24 protein-coding genes and 1 pseudogene are annotated in these 21,751 nt (G+C 28.8%); 12 read left to right on the forward strand and 13 right to left on the reverse strand.

Annotation, left to right across the window (positions count from 1 at the left end):
• Window positions 1-3: 3 nt before the first annotated feature.
• Together Q0714_RS11825 and Q0714_RS11830 are read left to right on the forward strand one after the other, a co-directional pair.
• Window positions 4-1,497, forward strand: coding sequence for a GH3 auxin-responsive promoter family protein (locus tag Q0714_RS11825; RefSeq protein WP_298265309.1), 1,494 nt, complete (start codon window positions 4-6; stop codon window positions 1,495-1,497).
• Between the two features lie 12 nt (window positions 1,498-1,509).
• Entirely contained in the window at window positions 1,510-2,058 is a 549-nt protein-coding gene (locus tag Q0714_RS11830; protein ID WP_298265311.1) for an MOSC domain-containing protein, read from the forward strand.
• Window positions 2,059-2,112: 54 nt separating this feature from the next.
• On the opposite strand, the gene mscL is transcribed toward Q0714_RS11830, so the two are convergent.
• The 3 genes from mscL to Q0714_RS11845 form a co-directional block, all read right to left on the reverse strand.
• On the reverse strand, window positions 2,113-2,517 hold the full coding sequence (gene mscL, locus Q0714_RS11835; RefSeq protein WP_298265517.1) for a large-conductance mechanosensitive channel protein MscL: 405 nt from the start codon (window positions 2,515-2,517) through the stop codon (window positions 2,113-2,115).
• Between the two features lie 67 nt (window positions 2,518-2,584).
• Entirely contained in the window at window positions 2,585-3,694 is a 1,110-nt protein-coding gene (gene alr / locus Q0714_RS11840; RefSeq protein WP_298265313.1) for an alanine racemase, read from the reverse strand.
• Window positions 3,684-4,298: a thymidine kinase gene (locus tag Q0714_RS11845; RefSeq protein ID WP_298265315.1), complete on the reverse strand. Its 615-nt coding sequence runs from the start codon at window positions 4,296-4,298 to the stop codon at window positions 3,684-3,686. Before Q0714_RS11845 ends, alr begins: the two co-directional genes overlap by 11 nt.
• A 178-nt stretch (window positions 4,299-4,476) precedes the next feature.
• On the opposite strand from Q0714_RS11845, the gene Q0714_RS11850 reads away from it, so the two are divergent.
• Genes Q0714_RS11850 through Q0714_RS11870 form a run of 5 tightly spaced genes read left to right on the forward strand, consistent with a single transcriptional unit; the run spans window position 4,477 to window position 8,012 of the window.
• Window positions 4,477-5,181, forward strand: coding sequence for a hypothetical protein (locus Q0714_RS11850; protein WP_298265317.1), 705 nt, complete (start codon window positions 4,477-4,479; stop codon window positions 5,179-5,181).
• A gap of 5 nt (window positions 5,182-5,186) precedes the next feature.
• Window positions 5,187-5,822, forward strand: a complete 636-nt coding sequence (locus Q0714_RS11855) for a hypothetical protein (RefSeq protein ID WP_298265319.1) — start codon at window positions 5,187-5,189, stop codon at window positions 5,820-5,822.
• A 52-nt stretch (window positions 5,823-5,874) separates the two neighbouring features.
• Window positions 5,875-6,873: a DNA adenine methylase gene (locus Q0714_RS11860; RefSeq protein ID WP_298265321.1), complete on the forward strand. Its 999-nt coding sequence runs from the start codon at window positions 5,875-5,877 to the stop codon at window positions 6,871-6,873.
• Entirely contained in the window at window positions 6,870-7,478 is a 609-nt protein-coding gene (locus Q0714_RS11865) for a DUF4254 domain-containing protein (RefSeq protein WP_298265323.1), read from the forward strand. The genes Q0714_RS11860 and Q0714_RS11865 overlap by 4 nt, the downstream gene beginning before the upstream one ends.
• Window positions 7,479-7,538: 60 nt before the next feature.
• Window positions 7,539-8,012, forward strand: a complete 474-nt coding sequence (locus Q0714_RS11870) for a DUF4252 domain-containing protein (protein WP_298265325.1) — start codon at window positions 7,539-7,541, stop codon at window positions 8,010-8,012.
• Window positions 8,013-8,079: 67 nt separating this feature from the next.
• Here the strand turns inward: Q0714_RS11870 and Q0714_RS11875 are convergent, their stop codons facing one another.
• Both Q0714_RS11875 and Q0714_RS11880 read right to left on the reverse strand, forming a co-directional pair.
• Window positions 8,080-8,949 (reverse strand): outer membrane beta-barrel protein, encoded by an 870-nt coding sequence (locus tag Q0714_RS11875; protein WP_298265327.1) that lies wholly within the window; start codon window positions 8,947-8,949, stop codon window positions 8,080-8,082.
• Window positions 8,950-9,079: 130 nt separating this feature from the next.
• On the reverse strand, window positions 9,080-9,406 hold the full coding sequence (locus tag Q0714_RS11880) for an arsenate reductase family protein (protein WP_298265329.1): 327 nt from the start codon (window positions 9,404-9,406) through the stop codon (window positions 9,080-9,082).
• Between the two features lie 78 nt (window positions 9,407-9,484).
• Here Q0714_RS11880 and Q0714_RS11885 point away from each other — a divergent pair, with 78 nt between their 5' ends.
• The 3 genes and pseudogenes from Q0714_RS11885 to Q0714_RS11895 all read left to right on the forward strand — a co-directional run.
• Entirely contained in the window at window positions 9,485-9,940 is a 456-nt protein-coding gene (locus Q0714_RS11885; protein ID WP_298265331.1) for a DinB family protein, read from the forward strand.
• A gap of 1 nt (window position 9,941) precedes the next feature.
• On the forward strand, window positions 9,942-11,180 hold the full coding sequence (locus tag Q0714_RS11890) for a sodium:proton antiporter (protein ID WP_298265333.1): 1,239 nt from the start codon (window positions 9,942-9,944) through the stop codon (window positions 11,178-11,180).
• Window positions 11,181-11,218: 38 nt separating this feature from the next.
• A pseudogene (locus tag Q0714_RS11895) lies at window positions 11,219-12,370 on the forward strand (cystathionine gamma-synthase); the annotation flags it as partial.
• Between the two features lie 68 nt (window positions 12,371-12,438).
• Here Q0714_RS11895 and Q0714_RS11900 read toward each other — a convergent pair.
• From Q0714_RS11900 to Q0714_RS11910, 3 genes are all read right to left on the reverse strand, one after another.
• Window positions 12,439-13,236, reverse strand: coding sequence for a glutamate dehydrogenase (locus Q0714_RS11900; protein WP_298265335.1), 798 nt, complete (start codon window positions 13,234-13,236; stop codon window positions 12,439-12,441).
• Window positions 13,237-13,301: 65 nt separating this feature from the next.
• Window positions 13,302-14,903: an Ig-like domain-containing protein gene (locus Q0714_RS11905; RefSeq protein ID WP_298265337.1), complete on the reverse strand. Its 1,602-nt coding sequence runs from the start codon at window positions 14,901-14,903 to the stop codon at window positions 13,302-13,304.
• An 81-nt stretch (window positions 14,904-14,984) separates the two neighbouring features.
• A complete protein-coding gene (locus tag Q0714_RS11910) occupies window positions 14,985-15,671 on the reverse strand; it encodes a ComF family protein (protein WP_298265339.1) in 687 nt (228 codons plus the stop codon).
• Window positions 15,672-15,875: 204 nt separating this feature from the next.
• Between Q0714_RS11910 and Q0714_RS11915 the strand changes: the two genes are divergently transcribed.
• Complete coding sequence (locus tag Q0714_RS11915; RefSeq protein WP_298265340.1) at window positions 15,876-16,760, forward strand: hypothetical protein; 885 nt, start codon at window positions 15,876-15,878, stop codon at window positions 16,758-16,760.
• Between the two features lie 109 nt (window positions 16,761-16,869).
• Window positions 16,870-18,411: a glycine--tRNA ligase gene (locus Q0714_RS11920; protein ID WP_298265342.1), complete on the forward strand. Its 1,542-nt coding sequence runs from the start codon at window positions 16,870-16,872 to the stop codon at window positions 18,409-18,411.
• Window positions 18,412-18,463: 52 nt separating this feature from the next.
• Here the strand turns inward: Q0714_RS11920 and Q0714_RS11925 are convergent, their stop codons facing one another.
• From Q0714_RS11925 to Q0714_RS11945, 5 genes are all read right to left on the reverse strand, one after another.
• Window positions 18,464-18,970, reverse strand: coding sequence for a DUF3575 domain-containing protein (locus tag Q0714_RS11925; protein WP_298265344.1), 507 nt, complete (start codon window positions 18,968-18,970; stop codon window positions 18,464-18,466).
• A gap of 76 nt (window positions 18,971-19,046) precedes the next feature.
• Window positions 19,047-19,529, reverse strand: a complete 483-nt coding sequence (locus Q0714_RS11930; protein ID WP_298265346.1) for a methylated-DNA--[protein]-cysteine S-methyltransferase — start codon at window positions 19,527-19,529, stop codon at window positions 19,047-19,049.
• A complete protein-coding gene (locus Q0714_RS11935) occupies window positions 19,519-20,286 on the reverse strand; it encodes a TatD family hydrolase (RefSeq protein WP_298265348.1) in 768 nt (255 codons plus the stop codon). Before Q0714_RS11935 ends, Q0714_RS11930 begins: the two co-directional genes overlap by 11 nt.
• Window positions 20,287-20,327: 41 nt before the next feature.
• The gene (locus Q0714_RS11940; RefSeq protein WP_298265350.1) at window positions 20,328-21,050 is read right to left on the reverse strand and encodes a hypothetical protein; all 723 of its coding nucleotides are present in this window, start codon (window positions 21,048-21,050) and stop codon (window positions 20,328-20,330) included.
• A gap of 1 nt (window position 21,051) precedes the next feature.
• Window positions 21,052-21,633: a sigma-70 family RNA polymerase sigma factor gene (locus Q0714_RS11945; protein WP_298265352.1), complete on the reverse strand. Its 582-nt coding sequence runs from the start codon at window positions 21,631-21,633 to the stop codon at window positions 21,052-21,054.
• Window positions 21,634-21,751 lie beyond the last annotated feature (118 nt).

A 21,751-nucleotide genomic window follows, 5' to 3' on the forward strand; every position in this document is an offset into this window, starting at 1 on the left:
ACTATGAGCTTAAAATCAATTTTAGCAAAACCATTTGCAAAAAGCATTGCAGCAAAAACATATAAAGAGAGCAGTAATGCAGTTAAAATTCAATATAAATTATTAAAAAAACTTATAAAACAAGCTCAACATACTAAGTTTGGAAAAGACCACCATTTCTCTAAAATAAACTCGTATCAAGATTTTAAAAAGCACGTGCCAATTAGAGATTATGAAGCGCTGAAAACTTATGTAGAAAAAGCGGTTGATGGTGAAGCAGATGTATTATGGAAAGGGAAACCTTTGTATTTTGCAAAAACTTCAGGAACCACTTCTGGAGCAAAATATATACCGCTCACTAAACAATCTATGCCAACTCATATAAGTGCAGCTAAAAACTCCTTATTGCTTTATATCAATGAAACTCAAAACACCGACTTTTTAAATGGGAAAATGATTTTTTTACAAGGAAGTCCTGAGTTAGATGAAAAAAATGGAGTTAAAACTGGTAGGCTATCTGGTATTTCTGCACATTATGTACCAAACTATTTAACCAAAAATAGAATGCCAAGTTGGGAAACTAATTGTATTGATGATTGGGAAAAGAAAATTGAAGCCATAGTTGATGAAACCGTTCATGAAAATATGACTTTAATAAGCGGAATTCCATCTTGGGTACAAATGTATTTTGAAAAGTTAATTGAACGGACAGGTAAAAAAGTGGGTGATATTTTTCCAAATTTTAATTTATTTGTTTATGGAGGAGTTAATTATGAGCCTTACAGAAATAAGTTTGAAAATTTAATAGGAAGAAAAGTAGATACTATTGAGTTATATCCTGCTTCTGAAGGGTTTATTGCTTATCAAGATTCTCAAACAGCTAAAGGAATGTTACTATTAACCAATAACGGAATATTTTATGAATTTATTCCTGCTGAAGAATTTTATAATGAAACCCCAACTAGAATTTCACTAGAAGATGTAGAATTAGGTGTTAATTACGTTATTATTTTAAATACCAATGCAGGTTTGTGGGGGTATAATATTGGAGATACAATAGAGTTTGTTTCATTAAACCCACATAGAATTATTGTTACAGGTCGTATCAAACATTTTATTTCAGCTTTTGGTGAACATGTGATTGGAAAAGAAGTAGAAGATGCTATTAATAGCCAAACAAAAGGAACTTCAATTAGAGTAAATGAATTTACGGTAGCTCCACAAATTTCACCTAGTTCAGGATTGCCGTATCATGAATGGTTTATTGAATTTGAGAATAAACCTGATGATCTTGAAAAATTTTCAGGAGCAGTAGATAATGCGTTACAACAACAAAATAGTTATTATTTTGATTTAATTGATGGAAAAATTTTACGCCCTTTAAAAGTCACAATTATTAAAAAAGGAGGCTTTAATAAGTATATGAAATCAGTTGGAAAGTTAGGTGGTCAAAATAAAGTTCCACGTTTATCCAATGATAGAAAAATAGCTGATGAACTTAGTAAATATGAAGATTAATACTAGTTAAAAATGAAAGTTGTTTCAGTAAATATTGGCGATAAAAAAACAATTGACTACAAAGGGAAAAAGGTTGTAACAGGAATTTTTAAATTTCCGATTAAACAACCTATCTTTTTAGGGAAAGAAGATGTAGTTAATGATGCTGTAATTGATAGAAGATATCATGGTGGCGTAGATAAGGCGGTTTATGCTTATTCTGAAAATCATTATGAGTATTGGAAGCAATTATATCCAAATTTAGATTGGAGGTTTGGCATGTTTGGAGAAAATTTGACCATTTCTAATTTAGATGAAACTACAATTTGTGTTGGAGATACCTATAAGGTAGGCGAAGTTATAATTGAAGTTACTAAACCTAGACAACCTTGTTTTAAATTAGGGCTTGTTTTTGGAACACAAAATATACTAAAGCAATTTTGGAATTCTACTAAAAGTGGAATTTATTTTAAAGTAAATCAAACAGGAAGTGTTTTAGTAAACGATGAGTTGGTACTTATCAAAAAAGTTGAAAACTCACCCACAATAGCAGAAGTATACGAATCTAAAAAAATATACTAAAAAAGGACTCCCGTATATATTGAGAGCCCTTTCATAAATTAAAGAAAGTTTGGTTTATTTTTTAGATAATAAATCTCTAATTTCTGTTAATAATTCTTCTTGGGAAGGTCCTTTAGGTGCTTCAGGAGCAGGTTCTTCTTTCTTTTTGGTTTTATTGATTCCTTTAATCATCATAAACATAACAAATGCAACAATAATAAAGTCGATAACATTTGTTAAAAAATCACCATAAAGTACTGCAACTTCACCAACTACTTCACCAGCATCATTAGCAACTCCCTCAGTTACAATCCATTTTAAATCTTTAAAATCAGATTTAAATATTAGCCCAACAAGGGGAGAAACAATGCCTCCAGTAAATGAGGTTACAACACTTTTAAAAGCTGCACCCATTACAAAACCTACTGCAATGTCAACAAGGTTTCCCTTCATTGCAAAGTCTTTAAACTCTTTTAACATTCCCATTTTTTTAAAGTTTTAGTTAATTAATTTCTTAGGTGCTAATGTAATAAAAAAAATAATTTCATTAACATTCCTTTAACACTCTTCTTATTCTTTGAGAAATAGCGGTAATTAATTCGTATGGAATTGTATTTAATCGATTGCTTAAATCTTCAATATGTTCTTTGTTTTTGTAGATTAAAACTTCATCACCTTCGCAACAATTTATCCCTGTCACGTTAACCATAATCATATCCATACAAACATTTCCAACAATTGAAGCCTTTTGATTATTTATATATACATAGCCAACGCCATTCCCTAGTTGTCTTGAAATTCCATCTGCATGTCCAATTGGGATAGTTGCAGTTTGAATTTTAGTTGTTGCTGTATATGCGCGATTGTAACCCACGCTTTCTCCTTTATTTATAGTATGAATTTGAGAAATAACGGATTTTAAAGTGAGTACATTTTTTAGCGTTGTAGTTATTTGTTTATCATTTCCAAAACCATACAATCCTATTCCTAAACGAACCATGTCAAATTGTGCTTCATTGGCATAATTTATAATACCTGAGGTGTTTAACATGTGTTTAAAAGGGGTGTTTTTTAAGTTTGTGATTAGTGCTTTAGAAAGCATTTTAAAAGTATCTATTTGCTGTAAAGTAAATGCTCTTTCTTCTAAATCTTCACTAGCAGCAATATGAGAAAACATTGAAATTATTTCAATAGCATCTTGTTTATTAACAATGGTTGATATTTTTGAAATATCACTTTTAGAAAATCCCAACCTGTTTAATCCTGTATTAAACTTAATATGAATTGGATAGTTTTTTAGGTTTAAATTTTTTGAGATTTCGATAAATGATTGTAGTAAATCTAAAGAATAAATATTTGGTTCTAAATTATATTTAATAATTTTTTCAAAATTTAATTTTAGTGGATGAAGTACTAAAATAGGTAGTTTAATGCCTGCCTTTCTAAGTGCAATGCCTTCGTCTAAATATGCAACAGCAAAGTAATGTACTTTAGACTCAATATGTTTTGCTATTTCAACTGGATTACTGCCATATCCAAAGGCTTTAACAACTGCTAAAATTTTTGTAGAATTTTTAATTTTAGATTTAAAGTAGTTTAGGTTATAATCTATGGCATTTAAATCTATTTCAAGCACCGTAACGTGGTTATTTTCCATTATTTGGCTCCGCTTTTTTCTTTTTCTCTTCTTTTATTGCCTTAAAATATGCAGCTCTGCTTAAAGGCTCGTATTCTTGCGTTTCTCCAAGCAAAACAAGTTCTTCACTTGCAGCAGTTCTGTGACTGTAATGTGCTAAATTTCCAGTTCTGGTACAAACTGCATGAACTTTGGTTACATATTCAGCAGTTGCCATAAGTGCAGGCATTGGACCAAACGGATTTCCTTTAAAATCCATGTCTAAACCAGCAACAATTACACGAACTCCTCTATTTGCCAAATCATTACAAACAGCAACAATTTCATCATCAAAAAATTGAGCTTCATCAATACCAATAACGTCAACATCAGTAGCTAAAATTCTAATATTTCCTGATGAAGGTACAGGTGTAGATCTAATTTCATTAGCATCATGTGAAACTACTTTTTCATCATCATATCTAATATCTATAGCAGGTTTAAAAATTTCAACTTTTTGTTTGGCAAACTGAGCTCGTTTTAACCTGCGAATCAATTCCTCTGTTTTACCAGAAAACATGGATCCACAAATAACTTCAATCCAACCAAATTGTTCTGTATGATTTACGGTATTTTCAAGAAACATTTTGTAATTTCACGCTTGAAAGGTTATTGTAATCTTTTCATTTTAAAATAAATGCAAAAATAGAACGATCATATTTTTTATATTCGTTAAAATATAATCTTAAAACAAGAAAATTCTATTTTGATTTGTACAAATTTATTAAAAATAACACACCAAATATCATTTAACATATCAACTTATGCACAAAAAAATAGAAGCTGAATTAGTAAGTCTAGCACACAGTATTTTAGAACAAAAAAATAATAATATTCTTGTGTTGCATAAAAAAGCACAAGCAATTTATGAAAAACTAACGGTTTTGAAATTCGTTGAATCAAATTTAGAAGGTAATTTAAAAGATGAAGAACTTAATATAGAAGAGAAAAATGAAGATGTTGAAGTTACCGTACAATCTATAACTGAAGTTGAAAAAGAAAAGGAAGGAAAAGAACCGTTAACGGAAACTCAAGTTGAAGAAATTTTTAGTGAAAAAGATATGATGGCTAAAAATGATATGAAAGAAATACCATCAATTCAACCTAATTTAGATGAAGAATTTAAAGATGCAATTTCGGCCGATGTTGCAACCAATCTTTTTGAAAAAGCAACCAAAGAAAGTCCTACAGTTGATGAAGCCCCTACTAGTGGAAGTAGATCAATAAACGACGCTTTGTTTAAAAGTAATTTGCAAATTGGATTAAATGATAGAATTGCTTTTGTAAAGTATTTATTTGACGGAAGTCAAGAAGATTTTAACAGGGTGTTATCTCAGTTAAACTCATTTAAAACAGAAAAAGAAACGAAAGACTTTTTATTTAACTTAGTAAAACCCGATTATGATTGGAGTGGAAAAGAGGAATATGAAGAACGCTTAATAAACTTAATTGAACGTAAATTTATGTAGTATAAATGGATTATAAATTGCTTGAAAATGAATTAAAAAAAAGATTAGATTTTCCGTACTCTTGGGGTAGAAAACAGGTTGATAATTTTGATAAAGAAACTAATTTTATTTATAAAAGTGCTAATTTTGAAACGCTTTTAAAAGAAATTGAAACAAATTTTAAAGACACTTCAGTTTCTACAAGCTTTAAAAATTATGCTTTAAATAGGTGGTTTAATTTTTGGTCAGCAAAAGCAGTTGAAGAGTTTTTTTGTAAACATCAATCTGTTTATCCACATCAAAATACAAAGGATAAATATGTCGATTTTTTTATTCAACAAATTCCTTTTGATCATAAAACAACCATTTTCCCTAAAGGATTTAAAAAATCAATTCCTTATGCCATAGAGCATAAAAGAGAATTAATAAATTGGTTTTATAAAAACCAAAGCAAACAGCAACGTAAACATTTTAAAAATAGACTTTTTATTGTATTAATTAATACAGCAAACGAACAAGAACATTGGAGGCTAAAAGCAGACTTAATGTGGTTAAAAAATATCATTTCAACTTATTTAAGTACTTTTGATGTTCAAAATTTAGAAAAATTTTATTTTCAAAATCAAATAATAACATCCGATATTATTTGGGCAATTAAATAATAATTTAACTAATATATTTATAAATCTCTAACATCAATAATCAATATTTAAATTGAATTATATAGGCTCAAAACATACATTATCTACATTTATTAAAAACTCCATTATTGATACTGTTGATTTAGATATATCAAAGTTAATTTTTTGTGATTTGTTTGCTGGAACTGGAAGTGTAGGTAGGACTTTTAAACCTTTGGTTAAAAAAATTATTGCAAACGACGTAGAGTATTATAGTTATGTTTTAAACAGAAATTATATAGGAAATAATAAAGCGTATGATTATTCAAATTTTATTGATACGTTAAATAATTTAGAAGGCGTTGAAGGATTTATTTTTCAAAATTATAGTGAAGGAGGTAGCGGAAATAGACTTTATTTTTCTAAAGAAAATGGAAAAAAAATTGATGCTGTGAGGCAAAAAATTGAAGAATGGAAACACTATAATAAAATAACAGAAGACCTTTATTTTTATTTACTAGCATCATTAATTGAAAGTGCCGATAAAGTTGCCAATACAGCCTCTGTTTATGGAGCTTACTTAAAAAGTCTTAAAAAATCTGCACAAAAAAAAATTCAAATAACACCAGCTTTTTTTTCCGAATCTAAACATACACATCAGGTTTTTAATAAAGATAGTAATCAACTTATCACCAAAATAAAAGGCGATATTTTGTATCTGGATCCACCATACAATTCGAGGCAATATGGAGCAAATTATCACATACTAACAACTATTGCTAAATATGATGACTTTGAACCAAAAGGGAAAACGGGTTTAAGAGCTTATTATAAATCATCTTATTGTAAGAAAAATGAAGTGAAAAAATCTTTCGAAGAGTTGATAAAAAATGCTAACTTTAGATACATTTTTTTAAGTTATAATAATGAGGGTTTAATGACTGAAAATGAGGTGAGTACTATAATGAGTACTTATGGAAAGTATAGTTTAAAAAAAGTTAATTATCAGCGCTTTAAAGCTGATAAGACTGAAAACAGAAATCACAAAGCAACTGAAACAGTTGAATATTTACATATATTAGAAAAACAATGATAGATTTAGCAAACCAATACAACAAACTTTTTGATGAGGTAATTGAAAAATACCATATAATTGATAGCGTGGACCAACCTTTTGAAAATCCGTATGATAAAAATTCTTTTGAGCATTTATTGTATAGAAAAAACTGGATAGATACGGTCCAATGGCATTATGAAGATATTATTCGTTTACCAGATATTAACCCTGAAGAAGCGATTGTTTTAAAAAGAAAAATTGATGCTTCTAATCAGGATAGGACGGATATGGTTGAATATATTGATAGCTATTTTTTGGATAAATTTAAAGATGTAAAAGTAAAAGAAGGAGCTAAAATAAATTCTGAAACTCCAGCTTGGGCTATAGATAGGTTATCAATTTTAGCACTTAAAATATATCATATGCGAGAAGAAGCAACAAGAGAAAGTGCTTCTGAAGAACATAGAGCAAAGTGTCAACAAAAATTAAATGTGTTATTAGAACAAAGAGTAGACTTATCTACTGCAATTAATGAATTGTTACATGATTATGCCACAGGTGAAAAATACGTAAAAGTGTATAAACAAATGAAAATGTATAATGATGAGGATACCAATCCAATGTTATACAAAAAGAAATAAAATGTTTTAAAGAAGAAACAAAAAGGGTGTTTAATCGTCATAAATTAAACACCTTTTTTTATGAAAAACTATATTTTAACTTTTTTTGCAGTCATTGTATTAACTTCTTGTGCTGCACAAACGTCATTCAATTCCTTTTATTCAGAAAATAAACATGATTGTGAGTTTTCAATAAGTACACCAGCCTTTGTAGCCAATTTATTTATACCAAATGAGGATGTAAAAGAATTTGAGACATTATTAAAAAAAGTAAAACATTACAGAGTCATGATCTTTTCTGAGGGATCGAAATCACTTAATAAAAAATTTAATAGGTTTATAAAACAACACAAATATACTTCCATATTTAGATTGAATGAGAAAGGAGAACAAGTTGAATTGTATTTTTTGCAAAAGAAAAATAAAATTAGGGAATTGGTTTTAAAAGTAAAAAGCGATGAAGATTTTGTTTTACTTGGTTTAAAATCAAATATTTCTGAAGAAGATTTTAATAAAATTATTGAAGAATCAAATGTAAAATTAACGAGTAATTAAACTTAAAAAACTTTAACAAAAAGCCGTTTAGAATTCTAAACGGCTTTTTTGTTAGCTAAAATTTAGCTTATTTTTTAGAAAAAGTATAAGTAATACCAATATTTAACCCAAAAGAAGAATAAGGCACTCTTTCAGATAATTTTTTTGAAGGATCTGTATTAGCATTTGATAATTCATCTACATATGTTGTTTTTTTAACATATCCATCAGGCAGGTTATCTAATGTGTACAAACCAGGAACTGCAATAGTGCCATCTGCTAAAACAACATCAGTATTAAATTCTGCCAATTCAGAGTCTTTACGTTTAACACTAACACCCATATACTCAAGTTCAGTAAATAGAGACCATTTTTCACTTAAATCAAATTTGTATCCCATAGCAGCTACTATTCCTAAAGGTAATTTTCCATGGTAATCTTCTGTATATGTTGTATGTGTATATGATCCTGAAGGAAGATTAAGAGCTTGTGAGATAGTAATACCGTTTTCGGCGTCATACATATAGTTTTTATCATCTACTACAGCTTCTGTTTTACCACCAACTTTAAGTAATGCGCCAATTCTACCATAAAAATGACTGTTAAATTTATAAGTTAATTGAGGTAATACACCAAAAGCTCTACCTCTAGCTACAGCATCTGTAATTCTGTAGTTTGGAATATTAACATCGCTTTTGATTTGATCAGAACCATGTAAATATCCAAGTCCTAACTCAACTCCAAAAGTTTCATTGATAGAATATCCAAAACGTAATTGCCCATTTAAGCCTTCGCCATAGCTTCCGTACGTATTTTCAGTTTTTGTTGCTGTTACTTTAGTACCCATTAATACACCAGCACTTGGGATTGCATAACCGCCGCTAGCACTTACATAAAATTGTGCACTTGCACTTGTTGCAATAACCAAAGCAACCAATAATAGCATATGTTTTTTCATAATATAAAATTGTTTTTAATATAAGAACAAATTTATATTTTAAATGAAATTATAATGTGTCTAATGTTACTTTTGTATCATTAATGTGATAAATGTAATTTATTGAATCTTAAATTAAAAAATAGTTAATTTAAACCACTTTCTTTTTATTACTTCCTACAAAAACTTCATTTTCATTAATAATAACAGGTCGTTTTAAAAACGTATATTCATCTAAAATTAACTGTCGATAATCTTTTTCAGTTAAATTTTGATTTTTTAAGTCCATTTGTTTGTATTTTTTAGCTCTTCTGCTAAATAAAACTTCATAGCTTTTAGTTAAGGAAAAAAGTTCATCTAACTGTTTTACAGTAATTGGTTCTGTTTTAATTTCTTGTAGTATATAATTAGTAATATCCATTTCTTTTAAAATTCTTCTACAAGTATCACAAGTTTTTAAATAATAAATTTTTTTCATTTTTTAATAAATAGAGTTCTCAGTAAAATTACTGACTTTTTATTTTAAATTTGAATAAAATTAAAAATTCAAATTAGCATGCAAAATCAAATAGATACTTTACTTATTACAAGAAAATTTTTATTAAAAATTACAGAAAATTTAACCATTGAACAGCTGAATAAAATACCTGAAGGATTTAAAAATAATATTGCTTGGAATTTGACACATTTACTTGTAACTCAACAATTGTTGTGTTATAAATTATCTGGATTGAAATGTTTGGTGTCAAATGAAATGATAGAAAATTTTCAAAAAGGATCGGCACCAAATTACATGATTTCTGAAGCAGAATTTGCGACCATAAAAAAACAATTTTTAGAATTACCTCTACTCTTAAAAGAAGATTATGCTAAAGGAGTTTTTAAACAATACAATCAATACACAACAAGTATTAATGTTACTTTAAATTCTGTGGAAGATGCAATTTCATTCAATTTATACCATGAAGGTATTCATTTGGGAATCATTCTTCAACTTATGAAATTTATTTAGGATGAGTTTGTTTGCCATTGCCTCAATTTTAATTGTTATTTCTGCATTATTTGGATACTTAAATGTTCGTTATTTAAGGCTTCCAAATACGATAGGATTAATGGTAATTACCATTATTTTTACGTTATTAATTTTGGCAACAAGCTTTGTTGATGATACTTTGTTGGAGCATGAAAAACAATTAATTTTTCAAATAGATTTTAAAACTGTATTGTTAGATGTAATGTTAAGTTTTTTGCTATTTGCAGGTGCTTTACATACCAATTTTCAGCAACTAAAAATACAACGAAAACCAATTCTAACTTTTGCAACATTTAGTACTATTACCTCTACTTTTTTAGTAGGTGTATTAGTTTACTTTTTATTACAAATGCTAACTTTAGAAGTAGATTTTATTTACTGTTTATTATTTGGGGCATTAATTTCACCAACAGACCCAATTGCTGTTTTAGGCATCCTTAAGCAAGTTGGAGCACCTAAAAATTTAGAAACCAAAATTGTTGGTGAATCGTTGTTTAATGATGGAGTAGGAGTTGTTGTGTTTTTAACAATTTATCAAATCGCTAAAGGTGGTGGAGATGTTACTTTTATGCATGTAGCCGAAATGTTTTTAGTTGAAGTTATCGGAGGAATAGGTTTAGGATTTTTATTGGGATGGATAACTTACAAATTATTAAAATCTATAGATGATTATGATGTTGAAGTTATAATAACCATTGCGGCAGTTATGGGAGGAACCGTTTTAGCCCAGTATTTACATTTATCAGCTCCATTAGCTATGGTTACTGCAGGTTTAATAGTCGGACATGATACTGTTAGGCAAACAACAATGAGTAAAACTACAGAACAATATGTAGATAAATTTTGGGAGTTAATCGATATTTTATTGAATACCATTTTATTTGTAATGATTGGTATGGAAATTCTAATTCTTACCTATAACCATCAATACATTCTTGCAGGTATATTTTGTGTTCCAACCTTACTATTAGCTCGTTATTTATCGTTAATGTTGCCAATAAAACTATTTGCGAAAAAGTTAGATTTTGTACCAAACACAAATTTAATTATGACTTGGGGTGGTTTACGAGGAGGAATTTCTATTGCATTAGCATTGAGTTTAACTTCTGAAATGCATAGAGATTTATTTTTAGTAATTACCTATATTGTTGTAGTTTTTTCTATTATTGGACAAGGTTTAACTGTAGGGAAATTAATTAAAAGATTAAGTAAAGAATAAGTAAATTTGTAGCCTAATACAATTCTAAACAAAGAGAATACAAGATGAAATTTAACACTAAAACAATTCACGGAAATCAACAGCATGACCCATCAACTGGAGCGGTTATGCCACCAATATATCAAACATCAACTTATGCTCAAGCTTCTCCAGGAGATCATAAGGGGTATGAATATTCTCGAACAGGAAATCCAACACGTACAGCTTTAGAAAATGCTTTCGCAAGTATTGAAAATGGAAAGTTTGGATTGGCTTTTGGTTCAGGATTAGCAGCAATTGACTGTGTTTTAAAGTTATTGAAACCAGGAGATGAAGTAGTTTCTACAAATGACTTGTATGGTGGTTCTTACCGTATATTCACTAAAATATTTGAAAATTACGGAATTAAGTTTCATTTTATTGGAATGGAAAACGCAACAAATATTGAAAGTTATATTTCTAACAAAACTAAATTAATTTGGGTGGAAACGCCAACAAACCCCATGATGAATATCATAGATATTGTGGCAGTTTCAAAAGTAGCAAAGAAGCATAAGGTTTTATTAGCTGTAGATAATACATTTGCAACACCTTATTTACAAAACCCATTAAATTTGGGTGCCGATATTGTAATGCACTCTGCAACTAAATATTTAGGAGGTCATTCGGATGTTGTTATGGGAGCTTTAATAGTGAATGATAAAACATTAGCAGATCAACTGTATTTTATCCAAAATTCTTGCGGAGCTGTTTGTGGTCCAATGGATAGTTTTTTGGTGTTAAGAGGAATTAAAACATTGCATGTGCGTATGCAACGTCATTGTGAAAATGGGAAAGCTGTAGCGCAATATTTGGCAAAGCACCCTAAAATTGAAAAGGTATATTGGCCAGGTTTTGAAGATCATCCAAATTATGAAGTGGCAAAAAATCAAATGAAAGATTTTGGAGGTATGGTGTCTTTTGTAACTAAAGGGAATAAGATAGAAGATGCATTTAAGATTGTTGAAAATTTAAAAATATTTACTTTGGCTGAATCTTTAGGTGGTGTTGAATCTTTAAGTGGTCATCCAGCAAGTATGACTCATGCATCTATTCCAAAAGAAGAACGTGAAAAAACCGGTGTAGTAGATTCTTTAATTAGATTAAGTGTTGGTATTGAAGATGAGCAAGATTTAATAGAAGATTTAGAACAAGCCTTAAAACTTATTTAGAAAGCTACCTTAAAAATAAATATAAAAAAAGGAGCTTTTAAAAGCTCCTTTTTTATTGAGAATATATTTTAGTTTAAATAGTAAACGTATCCTACATGAACCCATAATAACCAGTCGTTATATTTGTTAGCAGGATCATTTTTAGCATTTAATCCATCTACATAATTTGAAAAGAAATATTGCCAACGAGATTCTATTAAAATATCAGAATATTCACCTAATTTACGTCTAGTTCCAATTCCTAAAGTTGCAGAACCCGTCACATTAGATTTCATTTTAGTAGCCCCTGGAACAGCCCATTTAGGATAGAGTAAATTTGGATTTGCTTCCCAATCTCCTAAATCAGATTTTAATGATGGATTGTAAAAATCAACCATTAAACCAGCACTTAAATAAGGAGACCATTTTAAATCTGGAATTCTTCTAGATCCAAAGTCTACAATATCAACAATATGAAATTCTAACTGCGCTCCTAAATTAAGCAATTTAGTTTCTCCGTGCATTGCACGTAATTTATCTGCTTCGGGTGTAGTTTTAGATTCATCAACCCATTTCCCAAAATGATCTAATTCTGCAGACATATACGAAACTTCAGCTCTTACTCTAAAATGTTCAGCAAAATAGCTAGTTCTTTGATTCCATCGATACCTGTAATCAGTAAAATTTAAGTAATAAATTACACCAACCCCCATACCTATATTACCAGCTACATTACTTTTTAAGTGATTTCGTTGCCCATAATCTGTTGTGAAAGATGCTGATCCTGAAATAAAGCCCACTTCGTGACTAGCTTCGTCTTGTGCATTACTATTTATTGAAAATAATAGTAATAGAATTGAGGTTGTTATTTTTATAATTTTATTCAAAAAAGAAAAAATTTAGAGATTCAAATGTAATAAAAACTTAAAGAAATACCATAATTAAATAAAAACTAATCTAAATTAAAAGGCTGGTTGACATCCCAATTGGCTCTCAACTCTATTATTTCATCAAAATATTTTACAACTTCAGGCTGTTTTTTTGTTAGAAAGTCTCCAGTATCCCAAATGCCATTTCCATTTTCATCAATAGTAACTCTAACAGTATAATTTCCAGGATTTAAAAAATCAAATTTCACAACTTGAGGCTCTTTAACTTTAGAAGTTCTAATTAAATTATTTTTATCATCTAAAAGTTCTACAATTAAAGCTGTTTTTTTACTTGCAGATAAATTAACATTAATAATACCATAATCTTCAGTGGTTTTTGTTTTTAATTTAAAAGATAAGGTATCATTTGAAATTTCATAAATATCTGTAATTGTTTTAGGTAATAACTCAAAATTATACTCGCTATTGTGTTTTTTATCAAAATTGAGGTATAATTTGTTTTTAGAAGGTGCTAAAATTGGTGTAAATTCTACTGCAGTAGAGTCTTGATCAATAATTTTAATTTTTGATTTATCAAAAGCTACAATTGGGGTGTTAGTTGCTATGGAAAAGGTGTCTAACAAGTGTAAAACACTATTGGTGCTTTTTTGAATTTTTAACGAATCAATTTTAGAGCTTCTTGGTTTAAAAGTATATTCTTGGTAAAATTCATCCTTTGAGACTATAAAATTTAATGAATCTGTTTCAAATGGAGTGTACCAATAATTTATAGTGTCTTTATCTTTTTCGTAAATAATTTGCGATTTAAAATTTTCTGGAGTTTTGGTTAGAAGTTCAATTTTTAAATCTTTAGCATTTCCTAAAAAACCAAATATGGCATGACCTTTATTAACTTCTTTTGGTTTAATAACGTTTAGTTCAGGAATTTCTTTAAAAATATTAAAATTGTAACTTTTATCAGTTGGTAGGGTTACTGTATCATTAATAAAACCAATTTTATCAATTTCAGGATTGTAAATTTTATTTCCGTTGGCATCTTTTAAAGCTATCAATAAATATTTTCCAGCTCTAAGGTTTGTAAGTTCAAATAAAGTGCTATCTAAGGTGTTTGCAATATAACGAGGCTTTTCTTTATAAATAATTGAATCTGTATAGGTTTCGTTATATTCATAGAGCATAACATCTATGCCTGAAACCATTTCTTTAACCATTGGATCGATTACTTTACCTGATAAGTTTAAGGAATCAATATAATTACCTGTAGAAAAAACATATTTGAAATTACCTAATTCATTTTCTTCATTATTATCTACAATACTATTGCCAAAATTAAAAGCGTAAGTTGTATTTTGATCTAATGTGTCTAATATTTTAATTGAAATAAACTTGCTTGCAGTTCCAACTGGAGATATAATTGGATCGTATTTTTGAGGAGGTGAAATGACCAGTTGTTTTTTTACATCTTTAAGTTTAATGTATTCATCAAAATATATTCTTATTTTGGTTTCTTTAAAATTAGTTGTTTCAATAGCTGGAATTGCTTTTATTAAAACTGGAGGAATACTATCTTTATCACCACCTGTAGGAGTACCTCTTCTAGCGCAATTAAAAAATAAGCTTGTGAATATAATCACAGCGATAAACTTTAATAAAGAATGCCTCATAAGTTGTTTTTTGGTTACAAAATAACAATTATTTTATTTAAAAAACGCACTAAAATTAGGAGTATTGTAAATTATGTTCTTTTATTTAGTATAAGCCATACACGCAATACTAATTTTAATGTTTTTGCTTTTATTTAAGGCTAAATAACAAGCTTCAAGCGTTGCACCGGTAGTAATAATATCATCAATTAATAAAATGTGTTTATTATTTAATACAGCAGGATTTTCTACAAAAAATAATTCGCTTACATTTTTCCACCTTTCAAAGCGTAATTTTTTGGTTTGTGTTTTAGTTGACGAAATTCTAGTTAAAATTTTTTCGGAATAGGGAATTTGAAGGTTTTCAGACAGGCTTTTTCCAAATTCAGAAACCTGATTGTAACCTCTTTTTTTAAGCTTTTTTTTATGAAGCGGAACAGGAATTATATAATCTATAGTATTAAATCTGTTGCTTTGTAGCATTTCTTCACTAAGCCAGTCGCCTAAGAGTTTCCCAATTTCTTGTTGATTTTTATATTTTAAATTGTGAATTAATTGTTGAATGATTCCTTTTTTTAAAAAATAACATAAAGCAGTAGCACCTTCAATAGGAATTCTTCCATAAAATGCTTTTTCAACTAAATTACTTTTTTCAAAACTAAAGTTTGTCAATGGCAACTCATGTCTACAATTAATACAAATTAAGTTTTCATGAGTTGTTAAAGGTTCGTAGCAACCCAAACATAATTTTGGATAAAAAATAGAAAGTATTTCATTTAAAAAAATCATAGCAAATCTTTTTTGATAAAGAATTTAAATTTAATTAAAAAAAATATAAGCGTAAATATTTTAAAATAAGATTATGATAATTAGACAGGTTTTTGTAAATTTATAGCACCTCTATTAAAATAGTTACCTCAAAAATATTTGTTAATTTTATTATAATTTATTCGCATTTTTTGCGTTAAATTGTAATACTAAAATATTCAAACAATGGAAGAAAACAAAAAATCAAACAACAAGGTAATAGTTATAATATTAGCCTTATTGTTAATAGGTGTAGTGGCATATACTCTTTATAATAGAAGTGAGTACACAAAACTAACCAATGCAATTGAAGAGGAAAAAGAAGAGATTGAGCAAAATTTAGATAGTATGATAGTGAAGTATGAGGATGCTATTGCGCAAAAAACTTCTATGTCAAATGAATTAGCTATTGAACGTGACAGAATTATAGCTTTAAGAGATTCTGTAAAAGATATGAAAGCTACTAATTATAGCTTAATGAGACGTTATAAAAAACAAATTGCCAATTTAGAGGAAACAAACCGACGTTTATTTTATTTAAACGATTCTTTAAAAGGACAAAATCAACTATTAGCAATGAATCTTGACAGTGCAAATGTTAAAATATCTAATCAAATAGCAATTAATGACACGTTATCTATGCAAAATTTAAATTTAGCAGAAAAAGTTGCTATTGGTTCAGTATTAAAGTTAAGTACATCAAAAGTGATTGCCATGAGAGAACGTTCAAGTGGTAAATTAGTTGAAACTTCAAGATCAAGAAATACAGATGCTTTTAGAATTAACTTTACGGTTGGAAAAAATGAAATTTCAGAGCAAGGTGAACGTCAAGTTTACGTTCAAATAGTAGATTCTAAAGGAAATACTATTGCAGGCAAAGGAGAATTAATTTTAACCGACGGAACTTCAATAACTTATAGTGATAACACCACAATTAACTATTTAAACGAATCGGTAGATGTAATATCTTTAGTAGAAGTGAATAGAGACAATATTGAAAAAGGTGTTTATACAGTAAATATTTTTATAGACAATAAATTTGTTGGAGCAACAAAAGCAATGTTAAAGTAAAGAAGACAACTCCAATTTAATAATTGTTTAATGTTAAATGGGTGGAAATAGTTTTGGCTATTTCCACTTTTTTATTTTTTTCTACTAAAACCTTTCCTATTTTTGCAGCATGGCAAATCAAGATGATCAATTTAAAAAAGTAGTTTCACACGCAAAAGAGTACGGATACGTATTTCAATCTAGTGAAATTTATGATGGTTTAAGCGCAGTATATGACTATGCGCAAAACGGTGTAGAATTAAAGAAAAATATAAGAGACTATTGGTGGAAAGCAATGGTGCAAATGCACGAAAATATTGTTGGGTTAGATGCCGCAATTTTTATGCATCCAACAACATGGAAAGCTTCTGGCCATATAGATGCTTTTAACGATCCTTTAATTGATAATAAAGACTCTAAAAAAAGATATAGAGCAGATGTTTTAATTGAAGACTATGTTGGAAAACTTGACGCTAAAATTGAAAAGGAAGTTACAAAAGCTCAAAAAAGATTTGGAGATGCATTTGATAAAGAACAATTTTTAGCAACAAACCCAAGAGTTTTAGGATACAAAGAAAAAGGAGAAGCTATTTTAAAGCGAATGGGACAATCTTTAGAAAATGAAGATTTAGCTGATGTTAAAGCTTTAATTGAAGAATTAGAAATTGTTTGTCCGTTGTCTGGTTCAAAAAATTGGACAGATGTAAAGCAGTTTAATTTAATGTTTGGAACAAAATTAGGCGCCTCTGCAGACACTGCTATGGATTTGTATTTACGTCCTGAAACAGCTCAAGGTATTTTTGTTAATTTTTTAAATGTTCAAAAAACAGGTAGAATGAAAATTCCTTTTGGGATAGCTCAAACTGGAAAAGCATTTAGAAATGAAATAGTTGCGCGTCAGTTTATTTTCCGTATGCGTGAGTTTGAACAAATGGAAATGCAATTTTTTGTTCGCCCTGGAACCCAAAAAGAATGGTATGAGGAATGGAAACAAACACGTTTAAAATGGCATTTATCTTTAGGAATGGGTGCTGAAAATTATCGTTTTCATGACCATGAAAAATTGGCACATTATGCAGATGCTGCGGCTGATATAGAATTTAAATTTCCATTTGGATTTAAAGAGTTGGAGGGAATACACTCTCGTACAGATTTTGATTTATCGAGTCATGAAAAATATTCTGGAAAAAAATTACAATATTTTGATCCTGAAATAAATGAGCGTTATGTACCTTATGTTGTAGAAACTTCCATAGGTTTAGACAGAATGTTTTTAGCAGTCTTTTCTAATTCTTTACAAGAGGAAGCATTAGAAAATGGGACAACGCGTACAGTGCTTAAATTACCTGCGGTATTGGCTCCTACAAAAGCAGCTGTTTTACCATTGGTAAAAAAAGATGGTTTGCCAGAAATTGCACGTCAAATTGTTGATGAATTAAAATGGGATTTTAATGTTGATTATGACGAGAAAGATGCTGTTGGAAGACGCTATAGAAGACAAGATGCTGCTGGAACACCATTTTGTATTACAGTAGATCACGATACATTAAAAGACCAATCGGTTACCATTAGATATAGAGATACAATGGAACAACAACGAGTAAAAATTTCTGAACTTAAAGAAATAATTAAAAAAGAAGTAGATGTAAAAAATTGGTTGATGAAAATGTAATCAGTTTTAACTCAAACCAAAAAAAGCCTTGCTAATGCAAGGCTTTTTTTGGTTAAAATCTTTTTCCAAGTGTTAAACCAGCTCTTGGAACTCCGTCAATACTTTCATTATTTATAATATTTCTACCAACTCCAAAATAGAGCTCAAAAAGCCAATTATTGTTGGTTATCCATTTTCCGCCAATGGCAATACCTAGGGCAAGCCCAGTTTCAGTATTTGTAACTTTAGAAGCTCCTAAATAATAAATTTCGTCTTCCACTACATTTAACATGCTAAAAGCTTCTGCAAAAAAACCCGCGGCTTTTTTTTGTCCAAAGTAAAATCTATAATAAGGTGTTAACGCAAATTTTAAATCATCTTCATTAAAACCAAAAGTTACACTTGTTCCAATAGCAGACTCATCACTTAATATATATTCGTAAGTAATTTCAGGTAATTCTGCTAAGGTATAACCTACATTTAATTTAAGTTCGTGTTTTTTTGGAGTTGAATTTGAATTGTTTTGTGCAAAAACTGTAAGGGTTAAAAATAAACAAGGAAGAAGTAGTATTTTTTTCATACGATAATTTTTAATTGTAAAGCAAATGTACTATCAATAATTAAACCAAAATAAAAATATTTAAAATTTTTGGTGGTTAAAATAAAGATTGTTGTTTGCTTCCATTTTCGTGTTCTAACAACCATTTTTTTCTCCATAATCCACCAGCATACCCAGTTAATGATCCGTTAGTTCCAATTATTCTATGGCAAGGTATTACAATCCAAATTGGATTTTTTCCGTTAGCAGAAGCAACAGCTCTAATAGCTTTTGGATCTCCTATTTTTTTGGTTTGTTCCAAATAAGTTCGTGTTTTTCCAAATGGGACATTCAATAACTCTTTCCAAACTTTTTTTTGAAAACTGGTTCCTTGCGGATTTAATTTTAGATTAAAAGTAGTTCTAGTTCCTTTAAAGTATTCATCTAATTGCTGAATACATTCTTTTAAACAGTTAGGAACATTTTTAGAGGTTTCAATTTCATTATCTAAAACTGTAACAGCTATAATTCCGTCTTCATCTCCAATAATTTTGGCTGTTCCAATAGGTGTTTTATAATATGCAGTTGGTTTAGATTCCAAATATCTTTTTTGAATTTTGTGTGGTTATTTCAGCAACTTCTTCAGCAGTTGAGTTATAAATATCTGCTAATTTATTTAAAACATTGATAATATAACTGCTTTCATTTCTTTTACCTCTAAAAGGAGAGGGTGCTAAATAAGGAGCGTCTGTTTCCAATACAATGTGATTTAAAGGAATTTGGTTTAAAAATTGGTCTATTTTACCATTTTTAAAAGTTACAACTCCACCAATTCCTAATTTCATGTTGAACGAAATTGCTTTTTTTGCTTGTTCTAATGTTCCAGTAAAACAATGAAATATTCCAATTAATCTTTCATCTTTAACTTCTTCTAAAACTTCAAAAATTTCATCAAAAGCATCTCTACAATGAATAACTATTGGAAGGTTTTTTTCTTTTGCCCAGTTTATTTGTGTTTTAAAAGCGTGTTGTTGCTGTTTTAAAAATGTTTTATCCCAATACAAATCGATGCCTATTTCACCTACTGCGTAAAAATTTCTTTTATTTAATTGCTTTTTTACAAAAGCCAATTCTTCTTCTACGTTATCTTTTACATGTGTAGGGTGTAGTCCCATCATTAAAAAAGTATTTTTTGGATACTGTTTTTCTAGAGTTAACATTGCGTTAAAATAGGTGGAGTCTATGGCAGGAATAAATAAACGAGATACACCAGCATCTATAGCTCGTTGTATCATTTCATTTCTGTCTTCATCAAATTGTTCACTATATAAGTGTGTATGTGTATCGGTAATTATCATGATACAAAAGTAAGATAAAGCTTAAAAGTAAAAAGTAGTTGTTACAATTTCCTTAATAATTTTTTAGCTTGTTTAAACTCTTCGGCACTTTTAGGAATTGTTTCTAATACTTTTTTACATTCCAAATACTTTTTTTGTTTTAATAAACTAAGCGCTTTATACCAAATTGCTTGGTTAACTAATGCTGAATTTCCAGTACTTATTTTATCGAAAATAGCTTCGGCTTCAAAAAAATTATTGAGTTCTAATAAGCAAATTCCTTTGTATAATAAAATTTCAGTATCATTTAAATATATTTGAGATAAGGTGTTTAGATGTTCTAGAGCTTCATTATAATTTTTAGAATTGAAAGCTGCTTCAGCCTTAGAAATTGCTTGGTTGTTTTCACTTCTAACAACTAGCTCTAATTTATGATGGTTAGAAAAATCACTATAAACAGGGTCTCCATTTTTAAATAAAAAGAATCCAATTAGTAATGCAATACTTGCCGCTACCATTAATTTTTTATAATTGAATAATGAGATTACTTTGGTTTCTTTTTTAAGGTGTTTATTTCCTAAACTAGTTAATGTTTTTTTAAGTTCTTGTTCTTTTTCTTCATTGCTAAACTTTGAGGCTAAAGATGAGTTTAAGGCTTTATAAATTTCAAATTCATATTTAAAATCAACATCTGACTGAATTTTTTCTTCAAATAATTTAAGTTCTTCGTTAGAGAGTTTATTAGTTAAATAATTTTCAAATGTTATATATCTTTCATCTTCCATTTTAATACTCTTTTAGTTGTTGAAACTCAGTTGAATTTTTAACAAGTTTTGTTAATTGTCCCATACATTGCGATTTTTTCTTACGGGCATATCCATAAGAAACTCCTAAAAATTCAGCAACTTTTTCCATCGACTTTATTTTAAATGATGCTTTTAATAATTCTTGACACTTTATGCCTAATTCTTTAAACTTTGACTCAAAAAGTTGATGTTGTTGTTCAAACAATTCGGTTTCTTCAACTTGTTGTTTTTGTTCTTCACTAATAGATGTAATATCTTCTAAAATTGTTACCTTCTTATTTCCTCTTTTTTTAAGTTCGTTTAGCCATTTTCGTTTACACAATAAGTAAAAGTAAGCATCAAAAGGGCAAGTAAGTATAAATCCTTTTTCAATTGCTTGATGGTAGATAGTTACTAAAGTTTCCTGAATAATGTCTTGAGCATCGTCTGCATTTCCGTTATTTTTTTTAACCATAGCCACAATTTTATAAGAATACTTCTCATAAATTTTAGAAAGTATTCTACTATCATTTTTCAGCAACGCTTCAATATATATATGGTCTTCGTGTGGTTTTTGGTTCATTTATTAAAGTTATAGAGAGCTAATTTAATTTTTTTTTCAGAAACAAGGGTAACAAAAAAATAATTGAGTTGATATGTAAGTGTAAAACAAATTTAAAAACAATTAAAAACGAATAATT

The sequence above is a fragment of the uncultured Lutibacter sp. genome (assembly GCF_947493565.1).
Classification (GTDB): Bacteria; Bacteroidota; Bacteroidia; order Flavobacteriales; family Flavobacteriaceae; genus Lutibacter; species Lutibacter aestuarii.